Below are 18810 nucleotides of genomic sequence, written 5' to 3' on the forward strand. Positions count from 1 at the left end.
GTTATTTGTTGTTTGTTAAACCGATAACTAATAACTAATAACTAATAACTAATAACTAATAACTAATAACTAATAACTAATAACTAATAACCAATTTCTGAGAGTTGCTTGTAAGGAAGAGAATGCGTGCTTAAGATTGGTTGCATGACTTGAATGAGTTGTTCAAACTGAAAATTATCAACCAAATGAGTTAAGGAATCGGCAAGTACCGGATAGCGATCGCGAATTTTCTCAATGTGTTCTCTGACGCGATCGGCATCAGCTTCAATACAAAATTGATACAGAGATAAAACCCAATCAATTGCAACAACCTCAAGTGCTGCACTCAAATCTTGAAGATCCGTCGATTTGTCGTTGGATCTAACAGAAGGATATTTGAGTTCGTCATAGATATAACATACTCCTAAATACTTTTCCATTTTATCAAAAATCACGGCTTCTTTGAAAGGCTTACTCACAAAATCATTGCAGCCTGCCTCAAATACAGCAGCCCTTTCTTCTTCCAGTACGCTAGCTGTTAGTGCAATAATAATAGGCTGTACCAATTTAGCTTGCTTTTTTTCCGCTCTTCTCTTTCCTTCAATATTGCGAATATAGCGAGTTGCTTCATAACCATCCATTTCTGGCATTTGCATGTCCATCCAAATGAGATGAGGCTGCCAGCTTTCCCAGAGTGCGATCGCTTCTTTCCCGTTCTTTGCTTCTCGAACGTCAAAGCCAACAGAAACAAGAAACTCGTTTAATAATAAACGATTTTCAAATTTATCTTCAACGATCGCGATCCGGTAATTCGGTTGGTTAGGTTGCAAGGCGATCGCCCGTCTCGTCTCAATTTCAGGGTCAATTTCTGCTAATTCTACTTGTTCGACGCAAATATCAAATTTAAAGATAGTCCCTTCTCCAACAATACTCCTCGCTGTAATTTCTCCTCCCATCAAACCGACAAATTTTTGCGAGATCGGTAGCCCCAACCCCGTCCCTTGTCCGGAGTTTCGTCCCGTTTCCGTTTGCACGAAGGCATCAAATAAGCGATCGATTTCTTCGGGTGCAATTCCAGGACCCGTATCTTCAATCTCAAAATTAATTCGTTGTTGCCTATTCGTTGTTGGATTATTTTCTGCTACTTGATTGACTCGCAATACGATTTTACCTTGGTGGGTAAATTTAATCGCATTTCCTAATAAATTAATCAAGACTTGACGTAATTTTCCTGCATCGGTTTTGATATATTGAGGCAGATCGGGACTCCGCTCAAAAAGTAACTGAATATTTTTAGCATTTACTTTCAGATGTAACATATTTTCAATCGTATCGAGCAAGCGGTATAAATTAAAACTCTGCTCATTTAATATCATGCGTCCCGCTTCTATTTTTGACATATCTAAAACATCATTAATGAGCGAAAGCAAATGTTCGCCACTCTGTAGCACGATATCTAAATTGTCTTGATGGTGGCGATCGAGAGCAGTATCTCGGTTCATTAATTGGGTAAATCCTAAAATTGCATTGAGAGGGGTTCGTAATTCATGACTCATACTGGCTAAAAATTGGGATTTTGCACGGTTGGCAACTTCTGCTTTTTCTCGTTCTCGTTCGATCGTTTCCATGTGAGATTGAATTTGCGAAGACATCAGCGAAAAAGTTTCGGTGAGTATACCAATTTCGTCATCTCCTTGCGGTAAATCTCTGGCTTTTGCAAAATTTCCTGTGGCGATTTCCTGCATTCCTTGCGTTAATTGCTGCAAACGAGAGACTAATTCCCGTGCATTGCGAATTTGCAAAAACATAAAAATAATCAGAATAATTAAAGCACTACTAAAAACAATTAGCGTTTGATAAAGCGAAATCCGCCTTTGTCGTCGTAATGTTTCTGCGGTATTGCTTAAGAGTAAATCGATTGCCGCATGGGTTTTAACTAATTCGGGAGCAATGCGATCGTACTGCAAGGTACTTTCAGCCATGACTAATTCTAACTCTAATGTATTGGCTGTCAGTTGAGATACCAGTTTTCGATAGCGATCGAGGTCTTGTTGTAAAATGATTTTTAAATCTGCTGAAATATTTCCCTCTTTAATTTTATGATTGAGTTTTTCTGTTCTGGCAATTAACCCATCAGCAATCCTCATATCTAAAGAATTACTAAAATCTTTTTCATCCAACTGCATTTGAATAAATTCAATGATTATCTCTTCGCGGTTAGCGAGTTCTAAATTAGATTGAACTTTTTCTTTTACTTCTTGTATTGCCCATAAAATCCCTTCCTTCTCCATTAAGCCCATTTTTGTTTGAATTTTAGAAATATGATTAACGGAATTTTGATATTTATCTAAAATTTTTGTTGTATTGTTAATGATTTCTAGAATTTCTTTTTCATCCTGACAATTTTCTTTTAATGCTTGAGATAAAATTAAAATAGAATTGATTCGTTGCTGAAAACTCTGAAAAAATTTAAGATTTCTCGAGTTAATCATCTGCGACTCATCTAATCTTGCTAAGGTCATTTCTAATTGAATATTTTCAACTTGCTTTTTGTGTCCTAAATATTTTGATTGTTGTTTTAAAATAGTATCGGTTTTGGAGCGATCGCGAAAATTCAAAAAAGCTAAAGCGATAATCAAAAATAAGGCAACACCCGCAACTAAAGAAAATTGATGTAAAATAGTATGTTTCTGTTTTTTCATCTACGATCGCATTAATAAGTTTAACGTTTTTTGTTTTCAATAAATATCTTGCCATCCAACTACAAATCAATCGGATAGCAAGGTATTTTTTACAGAAATTAGAAGGAAAATACGAGCAAAATTTAATTTATAATTCTGCTGGGGATTTACTGGCAATATCCGGCCAAGTTTCACTAACTTTCTTGAGATTGCCAATTGGATCTTGAAAGAATTTAGTTTTCACTTCTTCATTCAGAAAAACATAAAGTTTGTTTTCATGCAATGACCACACACTCGGATCGCCATCAAATTTTTTACCCAAAACGATGCCAAAAGTACAATAACCACCATTTGCTGGTGCAAATTTTTCAGGATTTGCGGCAAACTTATCGCGATTTTCAGCACTGGCAAAATACCAGGTTGCATTATCCCAATCAAAACTAAATTCGTCTGTCCCTTCTACCGGTTCGCCTTCACTAAAGTATGCCACGGGATCGTAACCTTTCAAAGCGCGTCCTCGTTCATCTAGATTTAAGCTAAAATCTTGTTGGCGATCGCGAAGCGTGTCTTTAGCCGTATCGCTTTGAGATGTCGTGGCTGTAGGTGTGTTTTCTTTATTATTAGAATTAGAAGAACAACCTACAAACGCGAAAATAGAAGCACTGAGTGCTAAAACAAGTAATATTCTCGGTCGCATGAAAATCTCCATTTTGTTGTAAGTTAACCAAATGTTCTAACGATCGGATATAAATCTCTAAAATATGCCGACCCAACCCTTGCCTTCTCACTTTAAGTAGATTTGCAATGCACTTTATTTAAAATTTGTATTTTTTATACAAATGATAGTAAGTATCAGCAAAGAGAATGAGCGATGGTCATTTTTCTATTGTTTATTCCTATCATATCAAATCCGGCTTGTGATGCTCTTAATTCCCCACTCAGTAGATCTAGAATAGATGAAGTCTCAATCGAACTGTATCAAAAATCCCTTAAAATCAAGTCAGATCGACGATCGCACAGACTATAACTCGTAAAAATCTGAAATATTTTGCAGAAGAAACGAGAAGCTATTCTTAACAAAACTTAATAAAAAATTGAGTTTGAATAGGATTTCTGTTTTTGGTTCAAACTGTGCATTGTTCTAACAATGTCGTTTTTGATGCCATTGCCAAGCATGGGAGATAATTTCTTCAATCTCAGTATATTGAGGAGTCCATGCTAAGATTTTTCGTGCTTTTTCGCTCGTTCCGACAAGTTTTGGAGGGTCTCCAGGGCGGCGATCGCGCATCTTAACCGGAAAATCTTTTCCCGTTACTTTTTTAGCCGTTTCAATGACTTCTTTAACTGAAAATCCCGTCCCATTGCCTAAATTAAAAACTTCGGTTTTTCCACCTTGTAAAAGATAATTTAACCCCAAAACATGAGCGCTGGCAATATCACTAATGTGAATATAATCTCGGATGCAAGTTCCATCAGGAGTGGGATAATCTGTTCCAAACATATAAATAGCTTCTCGTTTCCCTAAAGCAGTCAATAACGTGAGAGGAATGAGATGAGTTTCTGGGTCGTGATCTTCTCCTAAACGACCTTGAGGATCGGCTCCAGCAGCATTAAAATAACGAAAGCGAACCGATCGCAAATCGTAAGCGCGATCGATATCTGCAAGCATTTGTTCGACCATTAATTTACTCTGTCCGTAGGGATTAATAGGCGCTTTGGGATGATCTTCAGGAATAGGAAACTGTTGCGGGACTCCATACACTGCACAAGTCGAAGAAAAGACAAATTTATTCACTCCTGCTTTTAACATTGCTTCGAGGAGTGTTAAAGTCCCAACAACATTATTATGATAGTATTTATCCGGTGCTGTTACAGATTCTCCCACATAAGCATAAGCTGCAAAGTGCATCACGGCGGCAATATTATGCGTTGCAAAAAGTTGGTCTAATAGTTCGCGATCGCAAGTATCTCCAACGATCAATTTTACTTTTAAAACCGTTTCCACTAATTCTCGATGTCCGTAGACGAGGTTATCGAGAATAATCACTTCATATCCTTCTTGTTGTAAAGCCAGAACAGCATGAGAACCAATATATCCGGCTCCTCCCGTTACGAGAATTGTTTGCTTTTGCGTCATGTTTTTTTGAGAGAGGAATTGTTTATTTTAGTTTTAGTTCATACCGAGGGGACAGTCCTCGGCATTTTTATCGCATCAAATCAAATTTAACCTAATAATTTCCCAATTTTTTTCCGCGCCTTATTTTTATATTTTACAAAAGTGCTATACCAGTCTTCCCATTGTAACCATAAATCTGCTGGCATTCCCGTTAAACTGCGTTCGGCTTCTACGCATTTTCGTCGCGAGAACTTCATGGGTTCTGCATAAGTTCTCGACGTTGACATGAGAGGTTTATAACCGCACCAATGGAGGATTGCTGCATCATTATCTTTCACGATCGGGCCTGTTTTTGTCATCGAGAAACGCTTTTCTAAGTCCTTCTGGTCGTAGTTAGGAGCGAGGATCTGAAAATCTGCGTTTCCTACACGGATTTTACCGGCATCTGCCGCCCGCCAGAGCATAAAATTCAAAAATCCCATGTCTCCGTATTTAAAAATATGAGGATAGCGATCGATAAAGTCTAAAATTTCTACATATTCTTCGAGGGAAAAAATATCGCGGCTGGCAAAATAAACCCCCGGACAGCAATATTGAGTACGGTGCGATCGCCAATCAAAATCGGGGAAATGCTTTTCCATCCCTTCAATATCAAAGAAATACTCGATAATTTCTTCATCAGGATAGTTATAATTCGGTTCGTCCATAATGACATCATAGTTCTCAAAATCTGCAAATTTGAGAACATTTCCCCAAATATTGGTATCGGCATCGAGAATGAGAAAATGCTGCCAAGGACTCTCCCAAAAAGCAATTAGACGGGTTGTTCCCCAGCCGAAACTCCGCTCTCGTAAAACATCATTTTTAATGGTTTTATGGTTAATAATGGTGACATCATAAGCCTTTTCTAAAGATTCGGTAGAAAATGTGCCATCGACGAGTAAACAGAGGGGAACATCGCCGAGAAAATGGCGAACGCTAGCACAAGCGCCTTTAGCTAAGAGATAATCTTGAAAGCAACAAGCAATAATAACGCCAAAGTCTTGCATAATCGGTAATGGGTAATCGTAATGGATAATCGTAATTGAAATGGATTAGGGAAGTCCCGATCGCATTTTTACAAAATTAAAATGTACTTCTTGCGATCGTGTCGATCATTATCAATTTTACAATCAATCTTATCGAGAACCAAAAATCTATTCCGCCTCACCTATGAGGGTAAACGCCGCCCAGTTTCTCGGATCGGGGTGGCTTCTTGTTCTGAGGCGGTTTCCCCAACATGATCGGTAGGGACTAAAGCGGTAAATTAAATCTAACCCATTCTCTACACCAATAATCCCATGAAACGCTTAGCCGCTTTATTGACCTGTTACAATCGCAAGGCAAAAACCCTAGAATGTCTCGATGCTCTTTTTCAGCAAGAAGGGTTAGCCAAAATTACCCTCGATGTTTACTTGGTGGATGATGGTAGCACTGATGGGACGACAGAAGCGGTCAGAGCAGTATATCCCGAGATTAAGGTCATACAAGGGACGGGGAATTTATTTTGGAATGGGGGAATGCGCTTAGCTTTTGGGGAGGCGATCGCTCATGATTATGATGGCTATTTATGGCTCAATGACGATACGATTTTATATGCCGATGCCTTGCGATCGCTTCTCGATACGATGGCAAATTTGGCAGAGAAAGGATTTGAGCAAGCGATCGTGGCTGCTTCGACACAGGATCCGCAAACGCAGGAGTTTACCTATGGAGGGATGAAGCAAAAAGGCTGGTTTTATCCGCCGTTTAAAATGCAGGCAGTTTATCCTACCGATATGCCCTTACGGTGCGATACGATGTGCGGTAATTTTGTTTTGATTCCTCGCAGTGTTGTCAAAGCGATCGGGAATTTAGATCCTCGCTTAACTCATTATGCCGGGGACTGGGATTACGGCTTGCGGGCAAAACAAGCAGGCTGTAACATTTGGATCGCGCCGGGATACCAAGGAACTTGTCCTCGCAACCCCAAACCTTCCCCAGAAAGTACCCCAGAATTACAGGAAGGATTGCAGAAAATCGGACAGCCGAAGGGGTTAGCTTTACAGGATGTCACGTTGCATCCTTTTGCAGAATGGAAGATTTTAATGCAGCAACATGGCGGGATATTCTGGTTCGTGTTTTGGCTGCTTCCCTATCGGCGACTGTTGTGGAATTCTTTATTCCAACAGAAAAAGTAACTGAGAACGGTAAAATACAAGTTTGATTTTAAATTGAGAATCAATGAATGTTGAGGAGATTTTACGGCGTTATGCTGCCGGAGAACGCAATTTTCAAGAAATCGAATTGCTCGGAGTAGATTTGTCTGGGGCTGATTTTTCGGGGGGGGATTTTCGTCAAGCACGTTTGGGGAAAACCAATTTTTCGCGATCGCGTTTTTGCAATGCAGATTTCAGCGAGTCTTTGCTTTGGGGAACGGATTTAAGCGAGGCAGATTTGTCGGGGGCGAAATTTCGCGATGCGGATCTGAGTAGTGCAAAATTAACGCGATCGCGTCTCGAAGGAGCGTATTTAGTGAGAGCAAGTTTAAGCGGGGCAAGTTTAAGTAAGGCAAATTTGCAAAATGCGCTTCTCATTGAAGCAGATTTTCGTCCGATTTCCGACCATCAAACGGATCTCGAGGGGGCAAATTTACAGGGAGCAGATTTAAGTTACGCCAAATTCTCCCGAACAATTCTGCGTCGAGCCAATTTAGCGGGAGCAAAACTCTGTCGTGCTAACTTAAGTTGGGGAATGCAATCCGCAGCAACAGATCTCAGAGAAGCAAATCTGCGGGAAGCCGATCTCAGCTATGCAGATTTGCGCGGGGTATTATTACAAAATGCTGATTTAACGGAAGCCGATCTGACTGGGGCAATTTTGGAAAATGCCAACCTTGAAGGGGCAATCTTAACGAATTAAATGTTGAGATTCAATAATATTTTTTATTTAACAGAACAAGTGAACTGTGCTTGGCAATTTTTCCGGATACCGGGGGGTCTCATTTTGGACTTTTCATTCCAATAGAGGTCAAAGTCTGGTCTGGTCTGGGTTTGACTCCGTTTTTGCCTGTTAAGGGGTATCCGGAAACGCTGAATGCTTTATTGAGCAAGGGTTTTCAGCAATTTTTTCTGGAGGGTCTTGCGCGATCGATGGCTGAAATGCTACATTGAGTCTCGGTATACGGAACTGAACCTTGAAAACTCAATACAGTAAGGGTTTCAACACCGGGCAGTTTCAATAAACATTAATCCCTATGAGGGATTGAAACATTATATAAAAAACTCAAAATTTATCCTATCAACAGGGTTTCAATAAACATTAATCCCTATGAGGGATTGAAACTTCCTCCGAGCTAAAACTGGTGACGGGGAACAAGTTTCAATAAACATTAATCCCTATGAGGGATTGAAACACTAGATAAAACTTGTAAGCAATTAGATGATGGGGTTTCAATAAACATTAATCCCTATGAGGGATTGAAACATTTGAATTACATCACTCACTTTAGCATTCTCTATTGTTTCAATAAACATTAATCCCTATGAGGGATTGAAACTCTATTCAAAAAAACTAGGATGCAAACAAACAATAGTTTCAATAAACATTAATCCCTATGAGGGATTGAAACAATTAATATTGTATTTTTCAAGGGATTCAAAATCACGTTTCAATAAACATTAATCCCTATGAGGGATTGAAACTTGAGTAGCTCTGGGAAGATGAGAGAATCCTCGCTCAAGTTTCAATAAACATTAATCCCTATGAGGGATTGAAACTTGACGCAATACGACGCAATACGACGCAAACGACGGTTTCAATAAACATTAATCCCTATGAGGGATTGAAACTTTCGTGGAGGATTTCCCTAGAGAGCTATAATTCGCATGTTTCAATAAACATTAATCCCTATGAGGGATTGAAACCTGTTAAAACACGCGCCATATCGAATAACGACGCTGTTTCAATAAACATTAATCCCTATGAGGGATTGAAACCAATCCCTCACAACCTGCTCTTACGAAGAGTGGGTTTCAATAAACATTAATCCCTATGAGGGATTGAAACTATGACGGCGATACCATTCGCATTATTAACCGCGATAAGTTTCAATAAACATTAATCCCTATGAGGGATTGAAACTGTTTATCCTCGAAAGGATAAACTAGCCAATCAATGTTTCAATAAACATTAATCCCTATGAGGGATTGAAACTAGCACAGGGAATATCGGGAAATATCGCAAGGGAAGTTTCAATAAACATTAATCCCTATGAGGGATTGAAACAATTCGCAACAGCGCCAGACCGAATTGATGCAAATTCAGGAAAGGTTTCAATAAACATTAATCCCTATGAGGGATTGAAACAACTCGTATCCGTTGGCGGTTTGCGTTTTATCTAGGTTTCAATAAACATTAATCCCTATGAGGGATTGAAACCGAAAACACACTATTCCACACTGAAAACACACTATGTTTCAATAAACATTAATCCCTATGAGGGATTGAAACAAAATCTCTTTGCATTGCTGATTTTTGGCGATACTGTTTCAATAAACATTAATCCCTATGAGGGATTGAAACCTGCTTAATCTTTATTATGAGGTAACAAAATAAAATGTTTCAATAAACATTAATCCCTATGAGGGATTGAAACCAAAAGTCTGGAAACGCGCCATTACAGGAACTTAGAGCGTTTCAATAAACATTAATCCCTATGAGGGATTGAAACAAGGTGGCTGTTCTTTCGGGTATCATGTTCCGGATTCTGTTTCAATAAACATTAATCCCTATGAGGGATTGAAACAAATAGAAGCACGATTAATGAAGCGATCTCTAGGGTTTCAATAAACATTAATCCCTATGAGGGATTGAAACTGCTCTTCAATTGCGCTAAAAAATAGATCCCGTTTCAAGTTTCAATAAACATTAATCCCTATGAGGGATTGAAACCTGCAATTAAATCGTCTCGCGCTTTGGCAAAAGTTTCAATTACGTTTCAATAAACATTAATCCCTATGAGGGATTGAAACAAATGTATCAAGCTGGTAGGGGAAAAGCACCAGCCGGGTTTCAATAAACATTAATCCCTATGAGGGATTGAAACTACTGTAACTATTTAAGAACCAGTCAAAAACTTTTGAGTTTCAATAAACATTAATCCCTATGAGGGATTGAAACGAAAAATTTCTCAAGATGCTCTCGATTGGTTGAGGTTTCAATAAACATTAATCCCTATGAGGGATTGAAACACGGTTCCCAGTGAGGTATCAGCGAGAGTAAAGGTGTGTTTCAATAAACATTAATCCCTATGAGGGATTGAAACCTCCTTCATTGAGAACCTTGGCGATCGCTTCGGCAAGTTTCAATAAACATTAATCCCTATGAGGGATTGAAACGTGTGAAAGCCAGCCAACTCATCAGGACAAACTGTTTCAATAAACATTAATCCCTATGAGGGATTGAAACGTTTATTCCTCTGCCGAACCGAATTTTTTCAAAGAGTTTCAATAAACATTAATCCCTATGAGGGATTGAAACGGGGATATCAGGGTGCATATCTGCATCCGGGACGAGAGGAGTTTCAATAAACATTAATCCCTATGAGGGATTGAAACAATATCTCTAGCTCTTTTTGCTTCCAAGTGCGCGGGTTTCAATAAACATTAATCCCTATGAGGGATTGAAACAGGCAATCGAATCACCTAAACAACCCAGAAGAGCTTTAATAAACACTTAGAAATATTAATAAAAACTCAATATTTTTGTAGAGAAACAAAAAATACCTTTAAAGCGGACAAAATCTTGTCCGCTTTTCTTTTTTTATTTCACCGTTCCTCGTAATGCTTCTGCATCAATTGATTTAAGCAAATAAAGCCGGACTAAATTACCGAAAATCCCCACTTTATAAGGCAATTGTTGCAGCCATTTTATTATTTTTGAGGTATTCGTGTTACCAATTTCTGCTAGCTTCTCATTATAATCCGCACATTGTTCTAATAATGGGAAAAAGATAGGATGTTCCGTATCTAAAATTGCCGGAAACGATCGCGCTGCAGTTTCATTCGTTTTACGCGTCACGGCGCGATCGTATTCTGTCGCATCCATCCCCACAGAATCATAAAAATCAGATCGTTCCCGCACGGTAATGGTATGGGTCGCAAACACCGTTAACAGGAAAAACTTTGACCAGAGTTTCGCTTTCCATCCCTTCCACATCGACATCTGCGATCGCAACAACGCATTAAAAATATCCCCGTGGCGGTTTTCATCCTGACACCAATTTTCAAAGAAGCGAAAAAGCGGATAATACTGATATTCAGGATGTTTTTCTAAATGACGATACATGAGAATATAACGCCAATAACCGATTTTTTCCGAGAGATAAACCGCGTAAATTACCCACTCGGGTTTAAAAAATGTATAGGTTCTGTTCTTGGTTAAAAACCCTAAATCCAAAGTGATATTAAAATCCCCCATTGCTTTATTTAAAAATCCCGCATGGCGTGCCTCATCTCGTGCCATTAAATGAAAGATTTCTGAGAGAAGTGGTTGGCGATCTTTGATGCGACGAGAGATTTCTTTAAAGAGAATAAACCCAGAAAACTCCGACGTGCAAGACCGTTCAAGAAAGTCTACAAAAGCGTGGCGAGTTGTTGGATCGATCGCGTCCCAAGATTGCTTAAATTCCTCATCCCGCACGAAATGACGACCATTATAATCCGCTTTCATTTCGGCTAACATTGCCCGTAATTCGTCTTCCTGCGCCGATAAATCCATATTGGCGATCGCATCAAAATCCGTCGTGTAAAAGCGCGGAGTCAGTAGATTTTCCTTAATTGCCTGTTTTTTGGCAGGCTGAGCAACGGTTGCAACCATTGGATTTTCTCCAAAATCACTTCATAGTTATGATTAGATTATGGGGTTTTCCTTTCCCTGTCACGCCCTTGACATAATTTGTTACATTGCCAAGAATTGACGCAATCTTAGGCATTATTGACTTAAAAAACCGATTGATTGTTTTTATATTTCCTTTATATTTCCTTGATGTAAAGTTTTTTAACAAGACAGACAAATTAGCGCTTTATCGCTATAAAGTAATTAAAGTTTTTCAAGTTTGTACGAGAGATTTATGAGTACGGCCACAATTGACAAAAACCAATCCGCCTTGTTACCTCCCACAGATTCCCGCGATCGCGCGAAAAAGCTCGTTCAACAGCTACAGGACGAAATTTGCCAAGGATTGGAAGAACTAGACGGAAAAGCGAAATTTCAAGAAGATAATTGGCAACGACCCGGGGGCGGCGGCGGACGCACTCGCGTGATTTGCGATGGGGACGTTTTTGAACAAGGCGGCGTGAATTTCTCAGAAGTCTGGGGCGATTCTTTACCTCCCGCCATTCTCACTCAACGTCCCGAAGCGGCAGGACACGACTTTTTTGCCACAGGAACCTCGATGGTGCTGCATCCCCGCAGTCCTTATATTCCGACCGTCCATTTAAACTATCGCTATTTTGAAGCCGGACCCGTTTGGTGGTTTGGCGGTGGTGCGGATTTAACCCCCTACTATCCTTTTGTTGAGGACGCGGTACATTTTCACCAAACTCACAAAGCTGCCTGTGATGCTCATCATCCAGAATATTATCCTGCTTTTAAAAAGTGGTGCGACGAATATTTTTATCTGAAACACCGCCAAGAAGCCCGAGGTATTGGGGGATTATTCTTCGATTACCAAGATTATCGCGGTAAACTGTACGGCGGACCCGATCCCAATGGTGAAGCCGCCAAATATAGCGATCGCGTCGGGACGGTTTCTCGTAATTGGGAGGATATCTTTGCCTTTATTCAAAGTTGCGGACGTGCCTTCCTGCCAGCTTATGTCCCCATTGCCGAACGCCGTCGGGGTATCGAGTGGAGCGATCGCGAGCGTCAATTCCAATTGTACCGACGAGGGCGTTATGTCGAGTTTAACCTCGTTTACGACCGAGGAACGGTATTTGGACTACAAACCAACGGTCGCACGGAATCAATCCTCATGTCTCTTCCTCCTTTAACTCGTTGGGAATATTGTTATTCCCCCGAACCCAAATCCCGCGAGGCAGAATTATACGAAACCTTCCTCAAGCCCCAAGATTGGGTCAATTGGCAGAGTTAAAGATAACTTAACCCATTCCACAAACTGTCATTGCTGCAATATTCAGGAAGCAATGATGGTTTGTTGTTTGTGTCAGAAATTCAAAGAACTTCAGGTAAGAATGCGATCGGAAATCAAGAGGTTGATTGAAACAACCTTGTTCATTGTTTATTACTTATAATTTCTCATTGCCGACCCGAAGTTTCTCGACCCAATCCGATAAATTATGAGGATTGAGGCGATAACTGAGGGGATGGGCAATCAACCAAGCAGTACTGTGAAAGAGAACGGCAATTTCCACCAAACCATTTTCCTTGAGAGTGCGTCCGGTAGAGACCAGATCTACGATCGCTTCCGACATTCCCGTAATTGGTCCGAGTTCCACGGAACCATAAAGCGGAATAATTTCTACCGGTAAATCTAACTGATGAAAATACTCTCGCGCACAACGAACGAACTTAGAAGCGACACGGCCGTGAGGAGGAAGTTCTAAAGGTTGTTTGTAAGTGTTAGCGGGAACGGCCACAGACATCCGACAATGACCGAATTTAAGATCCACCAAACTCGCGATTTCTGCCTTCTTTTCTCGTAGCACATCATAACCGACAATCCCGAGTTGTGCTTGACCGTATTCAACATAGACGGGAACATCTTGGGCGCGAACTAGCAAGGCTTTTGCCCTTCCCGTCGGGTCTTCGATTTGCAGTTGGCGATGGCTAGAATCTAAAAAAGCGCTAAAATCCAAACCGATCGCTTTAAAGCGAGTAATGCTATCTTTTAAGAGAGCGCCTTTGGGGAGTGCAACAGTAATCATCAATTATCAATTATCAATTATCAACAGGTCGATTGGATATGCTGAATTTCCTTCAGCATCCCTGTTCCCTATCGGGAACGCTAACACGAACGACCTCAATTATCAATTATCAATTATCCGATGCGAATTTTGTTGGTAGATGACGAAATTGAATTAACCGAACCCTTACGGCAAGTTCTCCTACTGGAAGGCTACGAGGTTGACGCAGCCAATGAAGGCATTATCGGGATGCAATTGGCCATGGAGAATAATTATGACCTTTTGATTTTAGACTGGATGATGCCCCAAAAATCGGGTTTAGAAATTTGTCGGGAATTGCATTCGCAAAGTGTGGCTGGAACCGTATCGCGATCGCAAACGCCTCCCGTCCTGTTTTTGACCGCAAAAGATACCATAGACGATCGCGTGCAGGGATTGGATGCCGGAGCCGATGATTACCTCGTCAAACCTTTTGAATTGCGGGAATTACTGGCGCGAGTGCGAGCATTATTGCGGCGATCGCAACAACTAGAACTTGCAGCGAAAGCTCATTTGAAGGTTGCCGATCTGGAGTTCGATCCGAGAAATCAAACCGCTTATCGCAGCGATCGCGTCATTTCCCTCTCGGAAAAAGAAGCAAAACTGTTATCCTATTTCATGCAAAATGCCGAAATATTACTCACCCATCAGCAAATCTTTCAAGCGTTATGGCGAGGAGAAGAACAACCGAATAGTAATGTTTTAGCGGCCTTAGTTCGCTTGTTACGGCGGAAAATCGAAGTCAAAGGAGAAAGCCCCTTAATTCATACCATTTACGGTAAAGGCTATCGCTTTGGTCTCTAAACTCATTCTGTTTTCTCACTGATAACTGATAACTGATAACTGATAACTGATAACTGAAAAAATGCCTGTTAATCCCCAAGTTGCCCAATTTTTAGAAGAAATTCGCGAACTTCCCACCCTTGACCAACTTTCTCCTCAAGAAGCGAGAACACTCGTGGATACATTTCGACAAGCTGAACCCAGATTTGTTCCCGATCGCGTCAGGATAAGCGATCGCCGTCTTCCTTCTCCTCATCCTCCTCTTTCCCTTCGCATTTATACCCCCGAAAGCAAGCAAAAATCCTTACCGATTTTAATGTTTTTTCACGGCGGAGGCTGGGTTTTAGGACAATTAGAACATTTCGATCGCCTCTGTTCTTTTTTGGCCAAAGAGTCCGAATGCTTGGTTGTTTCTGTTGGTTATCGCCTTGCCCCGGAACATAAATTTCCCACTGCTGCCGAGGATGCTTATGCGGCGACCCTTTGGGTGAGTCAGCAAGGGGAAGATTTGGGCGGCGATCGCACGAGAATTGCTGTAGCGGGAGATAGTGCGGGGGGGAATTTAGCGACAGTGGTGGCATTGATGGCACGCGATCGCGGTTTACCCAATTTACAGCAACAAATTCTTCTCTATCCTGTCATCAATTATGCTTTTGATACACCGTCTTATGATGAATTTAATGACGGATATGGATTAACTCGCGCAGAAATGAAATGGTGTTGGTCTCATTATCTTTCTCATTTCTCAGCCGGAAAAGAGCCTTATGCGTCTCCCTTACAAGCAGAAACTCTTGAAAATTTACCTCCTGCGAGAGTTATTATTGCTGAATGCGATGTCCTGCGATCGGAGGCAGAAGCCTATGGCGATCGCTTAGAAGAATCTGGCGTTAAAGTCGTGCGTCAATTCTGCTCTGGCTTGATTCATGGATTTCTCGGTATTCCGAATTTATGGGAATTTTCTGAGGTTGTTTTAACGGAAATTGCGATAGATTTACGCAGAGTTTTCTCTCAATCTTAATCATTAACAGGATATCTACATTGATTGAGTTAAATTAAGTCGATGAGAATCATTCAGATCGGGAAAATAGAGAACGTAAAGTCGGCGGAACTATTTCTGTCCTTTAAAAGCGCCGTCTCCTATCGTAATCTTTGATTCGATAGAGGGATTCTTGGCAATTATGCTAAAATCATTTCTCGAACTGATCGCTGTTTTAAGGATTGGATACTTTCGGAGTAAGAAGAATGGTTTGACGACTGTTAACAATGAGAGCGGCAAAACCGCGATCGCTTAACTGTTGTAATAAAAATGTTGCTTGTTGTTGGTCTTGGGTTTGTCCAGCCAGAAGATAAGGACGAGAAAAATAGGAAACTAAACCAATATCTCGCCCGAGTAGTTGTTGAACTTGAGTGGCAATTTCTGGATTACTAAAATAATCGATGATTACTGCATATCCTTCTCCTAAAGGACGAGGACTATACGAAGACGTAAGAGGAGTTGAAGGGATGGGAGTTGGGGCAGGAGTTGGAGGAATAGGAGTTGGGGCAGGAGTTGGAGGGATGGGAGTTGGGGCAGGAGTTGGAGGGATGGGAGTTGGACGAGTGGGGAGAGTTGGGGGAATATTTCCAGAAGGATCGTTGGAAAGACGGGCAATCGAGAGTTGCAGCCTTAAAATATCGTTGATATAGCGTCCCCAACGATTGGCCGTATTGGCATCCTCAAAACCGCCGATTCGACTGGTTAGAATCTCTCGGTATTGACAAATCTCTATTTCTATGTTTTCCGGTAGACCGCGACGGAGTAATTCTCGCGCATCGGAGGTTGGTGTTGATACCAAGATGAGCAATTCCCCTGACTGGGGAGGCTGACAGGTGGGAAGGGCGACTTGTGCAGTGGCGCGATCGCGACTTCCCAACCCAACTATTGTTAGCAGGACGAAGCAGGCGATCGCAAGAGAATTTTGCTGGGTCATAAATTTAATTGACGATCGATCGCTCGTTAACCGTTCAAACTGCTGTTTCTAGAGAAGCAAGCGGATCGGGAATGGTGTCTGAAGGTGCTTGAAATTCACCTTTTAAGACGTATTCTAAACGCAATTTGAGCCAAGTTGTAAATTGAGCATCGGTAGAAATTACCGCAACGCAGGGTTGAGGGCATTGGGCTTTTATGGCTGCTAATTCTGGGGCTTCCACAAAAGCCGGTTGCTTCACGAGCCAAAAATCAATCTCTTTGTTATGTTCTTGATAGTATCGCGCTCGTTCCTCCAGCACTTCTGCAAAAGGTTCTTCCTCGAGTAAAAAGCGCTGACTGGCTAAGATGTAGTGATAGGTTTGCATGATTGTGTTACCTGCGATCGCTATTGGACAATTTTCAATTATCGATCGTTAACGACCCTTTTTGCTCAATTAAAACTCGCCTCTCATCGCTAATTTCATTTCTCGGACGGCTCTTTCCATGCCCACAAGGACGGCGCGGCTAATAATGGTATGACCGATATTGAGTTCTTCCATGCCCGGAATGCGGCCGACGGGATAAACATTCCAATAGGTTAACCCGTGACCGGCATTGACGCGCAAACCGAGGGAGAGGGCATATTCGCACCCCTCTGCTAGGATGTTCAATTCTTTCTCGCGATCGCTTTCCTTTTTCGCTTCGGCATACTGTCCCGTGTGGAGTTCGATAAATTTTGCTTGGGTTTGCGCTGCGGCTTCAATTTGGGCGCGATCGCTATCGATAAACCAACTCACGGGAATGTCGGCATTTTGCAAGCGATCGACAATTTGGGAGTAGCGATCGCGATCGGCGAGTAAATTTAAGCCCCCTTCTGTGGTAATTTCTTCCCGCTTTTCGGGAACGAGGGTGACATAATCGGGTTTAATCGCTAAAGCAATGCTCACCATTTCTTCAGTCGGTGCCATTTCTAAATTGAGGTGAGTCCGCACGGTTTCTCGCAACACGCGCACGTCGCGATCTTGGATATGTCGCCGATCTTCGCGCAAATGTACGGTAATGCCATCGGCTCCCCCTAATTCTGCTAAAACTGCCGCCGCAATGGGATCGGGTTCTACGGTGCGTCGGGCTTGTCGGATGGTTGCGGTATGGTCGATATTTACCCCGAGAGTCAGCATTATCAATTATTAATGAACAATTATCAATTATCAATGAACAATTATCAATTATCAATGGGGGAGAGGAAAGAACAACCCGTTTAGCAGGGGAATTACTGGGCTTTAATCTGTCGATCGCTAGGGAATGAATCCTATGCGATCGAAAGGATAAATTCGCAGCAGGATTTGACTTTGGATATCTTGGCGCGGGACGATCGCACCAAATTTTTCTAAGTCAGTATAATCGGGATTATTACCGATCGCATAATATTCATCGATGCCGAGGGTGATGCGCGATCGCTGGAAATCTTTGGGAATGGCAATCTCGCGATCGTCTAAGGGTTCATCGTTGAGAAAGATACGACCGTGACGAATTTCGAGGGTTTCCTCGGGTAGGGCAATAATGCGGCGAATATAGGCCAGATTTTCTGTAAATCCTTGTTTTGTTAATGCTTTTGAAGTGACAAACATAACAATGTGATGGCGTTGGATTGACCGGAAACGATAGGTAATGCGATCGGTCAATATCGTATCTTTTGCTTGGAGTATTGGATATAAAGAAGTTTTTGCGGTGGAATCCGTGGAAATAGTGGTAATACTGGCAGGAAGCCATATTGCCAATACAACCCCAACCAATAAAATAGTTGCATTTTTCGTAAAAGATTGTTCTTTTGGTTGATAGGCTTTTTTGTCAGCAATATTATTTTCTCGTGCCAAATGTTCCCGCAATTTATCGTGATAGAAACGATAGCTCCCACCGGATCGTTTTAAAATGCCAACATTACTGGCCTCGTTGAGAAATTTGGCATAATTCCACGGCATTCTGCCCTCACGCATTAAAACCCAACGCAAGGCAAAATGTTGAATTAAAGCAACACCTCCTCCCACAGAAAAACCGAGCAAAATCCCTATTCCTCCTCCTTGGATTACTGCTTCCAGCCAATTAATTTCTTGTCCTGTTACTCGTGTGGGAACAATAAAAATTAATGGAGAAAGGGACATCGCTAAACCAATAGTGATGAGGGTTTTTATCGCAGTTTCCCGGATGCCCTCATTGGGTTTGGTTCTGACTTTTAACTCGGCTTTCAGCCCGACAATCAGCCCGAAAATCAGCCCGAAAATCAGCCCGAAAATCAGCCCGAAAATCAGCCCGAAAATCAGC

15 protein-coding genes and 1 CRISPR repeat array are annotated in these 18810 nt (G+C 41.4%); of the genes, 5 read left to right on the forward strand and 10 right to left on the reverse strand.

Annotated elements, in window-relative coordinates; translation table 11 throughout:
* Window positions 1–83: 83 nt before the first annotated feature.
* The 4 genes from AC6RV6_RS01170 to AC6RV6_RS01185 all read right to left on the reverse strand — a co-directional run bounded on the left by AC6RV6_RS01170 (window position 84) and on the right by AC6RV6_RS01185 (window position 5825).
* Window positions 84–2681, reverse strand: coding sequence for an ATP-binding protein (locus tag AC6RV6_RS01170; RefSeq protein ID WP_500238248.1), 2598 nt, complete (start codon window positions 2679–2681; stop codon window positions 84–86).
* A gap of 127 nt (window positions 2682–2808) precedes the next feature.
* Window positions 2809–3357: a YHS domain-containing (seleno)protein gene (locus tag AC6RV6_RS01175; RefSeq protein ID WP_500238250.1), complete on the reverse strand. Its 549-nt coding sequence runs from the start codon at window positions 3355–3357 to the stop codon at window positions 2809–2811.
* Window positions 3358–3801: 444 nt separating this feature from the next.
* A complete protein-coding gene (galE, locus tag AC6RV6_RS01180; RefSeq protein WP_500238251.1) occupies window positions 3802–4797 on the reverse strand; it encodes a UDP-glucose 4-epimerase GalE in 996 nt (331 codons plus the stop codon).
* An 86-nt stretch (window positions 4798–4883) separates the two neighbouring features.
* The gene (locus AC6RV6_RS01185; RefSeq protein ID WP_500238253.1) at window positions 4884–5825 is read right to left on the reverse strand and encodes a hypothetical protein; all 942 of its coding nucleotides are present in this window, start codon (window positions 5823–5825) and stop codon (window positions 4884–4886) included.
* 291 nt (window positions 5826–6116) lie between these two features.
* Here AC6RV6_RS01185 and AC6RV6_RS01190 point away from each other — a divergent pair, with 291 nt between their 5' ends.
* Window positions 6117–6995 (forward strand): glycosyltransferase family 2 protein, encoded by an 879-nt coding sequence (locus AC6RV6_RS01190; protein ID WP_500238257.1) that lies wholly within the window; start codon window positions 6117–6119, stop codon window positions 6993–6995.
* 43 nt (window positions 6996–7038) lie between these two features.
* Window positions 7039–7716, forward strand: coding sequence for a heterocyst differentiation pentapeptide repeat protein HetL (hetL, locus tag AC6RV6_RS01195; protein ID WP_500238258.1), 678 nt, complete (start codon window positions 7039–7041; stop codon window positions 7714–7716).
* A 312-nt stretch (window positions 7717–8028) separates the two neighbouring features.
* A CRISPR array of direct repeats spans window positions 8029–10484; the repeat unit is 37 nt; unit sequence GTTTCAATAAACATTAATCCCTATGAGGGATTGAAAC.
* Window positions 10485–10617: 133 nt separating this feature from the next.
* On the opposite strand, the gene acsF is transcribed toward hetL, so the two are convergent.
* Window positions 10618–11673 carry a magnesium-protoporphyrin IX monomethyl ester (oxidative) cyclase gene (acsF, locus tag AC6RV6_RS01200; RefSeq protein WP_500238260.1) on the reverse strand — a complete coding sequence of 352 codons (1056 nt, stop codon included), beginning with the start codon at window positions 11671–11673 and terminating at the stop codon, window positions 10618–10620.
* A 253-nt stretch (window positions 11674–11926) separates the two neighbouring features.
* Here acsF and hemF point away from each other — a divergent pair, with 253 nt between their 5' ends.
* The gene (gene hemF / locus AC6RV6_RS01205; protein ID WP_500238262.1) at window positions 11927–12949 is read left to right on the forward strand and encodes an oxygen-dependent coproporphyrinogen oxidase; all 1023 of its coding nucleotides are present in this window, start codon (window positions 11927–11929) and stop codon (window positions 12947–12949) included.
* A gap of 154 nt (window positions 12950–13103) precedes the next feature.
* On the opposite strand, the gene hisG is transcribed toward hemF, so the two are convergent.
* Complete coding sequence (gene hisG, locus AC6RV6_RS01210; RefSeq protein ID WP_500238265.1) at window positions 13104–13742, reverse strand: ATP phosphoribosyltransferase; 639 nt, start codon at window positions 13740–13742, stop codon at window positions 13104–13106.
* A 120-nt stretch (window positions 13743–13862) separates the two neighbouring features.
* On the opposite strand from hisG, the gene AC6RV6_RS01215 reads away from it, so the two are divergent.
* Window positions 13863–14564 (forward strand): response regulator transcription factor, encoded by a 702-nt coding sequence (locus AC6RV6_RS01215; RefSeq protein ID WP_500238267.1) that lies wholly within the window; start codon window positions 13863–13865, stop codon window positions 14562–14564.
* 61 nt (window positions 14565–14625) lie between these two features.
* On the forward strand, window positions 14626–15561 hold the full coding sequence (gene lipP1 / locus AC6RV6_RS01220; protein WP_500238269.1) for a LipP1 family hormone-sensitive lipase: 936 nt from the start codon (window positions 14626–14628) through the stop codon (window positions 15559–15561).
* A gap of 193 nt (window positions 15562–15754) precedes the next feature.
* Here the strand turns inward: lipP1 and AC6RV6_RS01225 are convergent, their stop codons facing one another.
* The 4 genes from AC6RV6_RS01225 to lepB form a co-directional block, all read right to left on the reverse strand.
* Complete coding sequence (locus tag AC6RV6_RS01225; RefSeq protein WP_500238271.1) at window positions 15755–16513, reverse strand: hypothetical protein; 759 nt, start codon at window positions 16511–16513, stop codon at window positions 15755–15757.
* 34 nt (window positions 16514–16547) lie between these two features.
* On the reverse strand, window positions 16548–16877 hold the full coding sequence (locus AC6RV6_RS01230; protein WP_500238273.1) for an MgPME-cyclase complex family protein: 330 nt from the start codon (window positions 16875–16877) through the stop codon (window positions 16548–16550).
* 69 nt (window positions 16878–16946) lie between these two features.
* On the reverse strand, window positions 16947–17669 hold the full coding sequence (locus tag AC6RV6_RS01235; RefSeq protein ID WP_500238275.1) for a pyridoxine 5'-phosphate synthase: 723 nt from the start codon (window positions 17667–17669) through the stop codon (window positions 16947–16949).
* Between the two features lie 117 nt (window positions 17670–17786).
* Window positions 17787–18810, reverse strand: a 1024-nt coding sequence (lepB, locus tag AC6RV6_RS01240; RefSeq protein WP_500238277.1) for a signal peptidase I, incomplete at its 5' end; no start/stop codon positions are given.

The organism is Spirulina sp. LEGE 11439 (assembly GCF_059821285.1).

What these genes read in the sequence shown, in the direction of transcription:
- AC6RV6_RS01170 (WP_500238248.1), bottom strand. Translation starts at nt 2,681, where the DNA reads ATGAAAAAACAGAAACATACTATTTTACATCAATTTTCTTTAGTTGCG.
- AC6RV6_RS01235 (WP_500238275.1), bottom strand. Translation starts at nt 17,669, where the DNA reads ATGCTGACTCTCGGGGTAAATATCGACCATACCGCAACCATCCGACAA.
- galE (WP_500238251.1), bottom strand. Translation starts at nt 4,797, where the DNA reads ATGACGCAAAAGCAAACAATTCTCGTAACGGGAGGAGCCGGATATATT.
- AC6RV6_RS01230 (WP_500238273.1), bottom strand. Translation starts at nt 16,877, where the DNA reads ATGCAAACCTATCACTACATCTTAGCCAGTCAGCGCTTTTTACTCGAG.
- lipP1 (WP_500238269.1), top strand. Translation starts at nt 14,626, where the DNA reads ATGCCTGTTAATCCCCAAGTTGCCCAATTTTTAGAAGAAATTCGCGAA.
- hetL (WP_500238258.1), top strand. Translation starts at nt 7,039, where the DNA reads ATGAATGTTGAGGAGATTTTACGGCGTTATGCTGCCGGAGAACGCAAT.
- acsF (WP_500238260.1), bottom strand. Translation starts at nt 11,673, where the DNA reads ATGGTTGCAACCGTTGCTCAGCCTGCCAAAAAACAGGCAATTAAGGAA.
- AC6RV6_RS01215 (WP_500238267.1), top strand. Translation starts at nt 13,863, where the DNA reads ATGCGAATTTTGTTGGTAGATGACGAAATTGAATTAACCGAACCCTTA.
- hisG (WP_500238265.1), bottom strand. Translation starts at nt 13,742, where the DNA reads ATGATTACTGTTGCACTCCCCAAAGGCGCTCTCTTAAAAGATAGCATT.
- AC6RV6_RS01225 (WP_500238271.1), bottom strand. Translation starts at nt 16,513, where the DNA reads ATGACCCAGCAAAATTCTCTTGCGATCGCCTGCTTCGTCCTGCTAACA.
- hemF (WP_500238262.1), top strand. Translation starts at nt 11,927, where the DNA reads ATGAGTACGGCCACAATTGACAAAAACCAATCCGCCTTGTTACCTCCC.
- AC6RV6_RS01185 (WP_500238253.1), bottom strand. Translation starts at nt 5,825, where the DNA reads ATGCAAGACTTTGGCGTTATTATTGCTTGTTGCTTTCAAGATTATCTC.
- AC6RV6_RS01175 (WP_500238250.1), bottom strand. Translation starts at nt 3,357, where the DNA reads ATGCGACCGAGAATATTACTTGTTTTAGCACTCAGTGCTTCTATTTTC.
- AC6RV6_RS01190 (WP_500238257.1), top strand. Translation starts at nt 6,117, where the DNA reads ATGAAACGCTTAGCCGCTTTATTGACCTGTTACAATCGCAAGGCAAAA.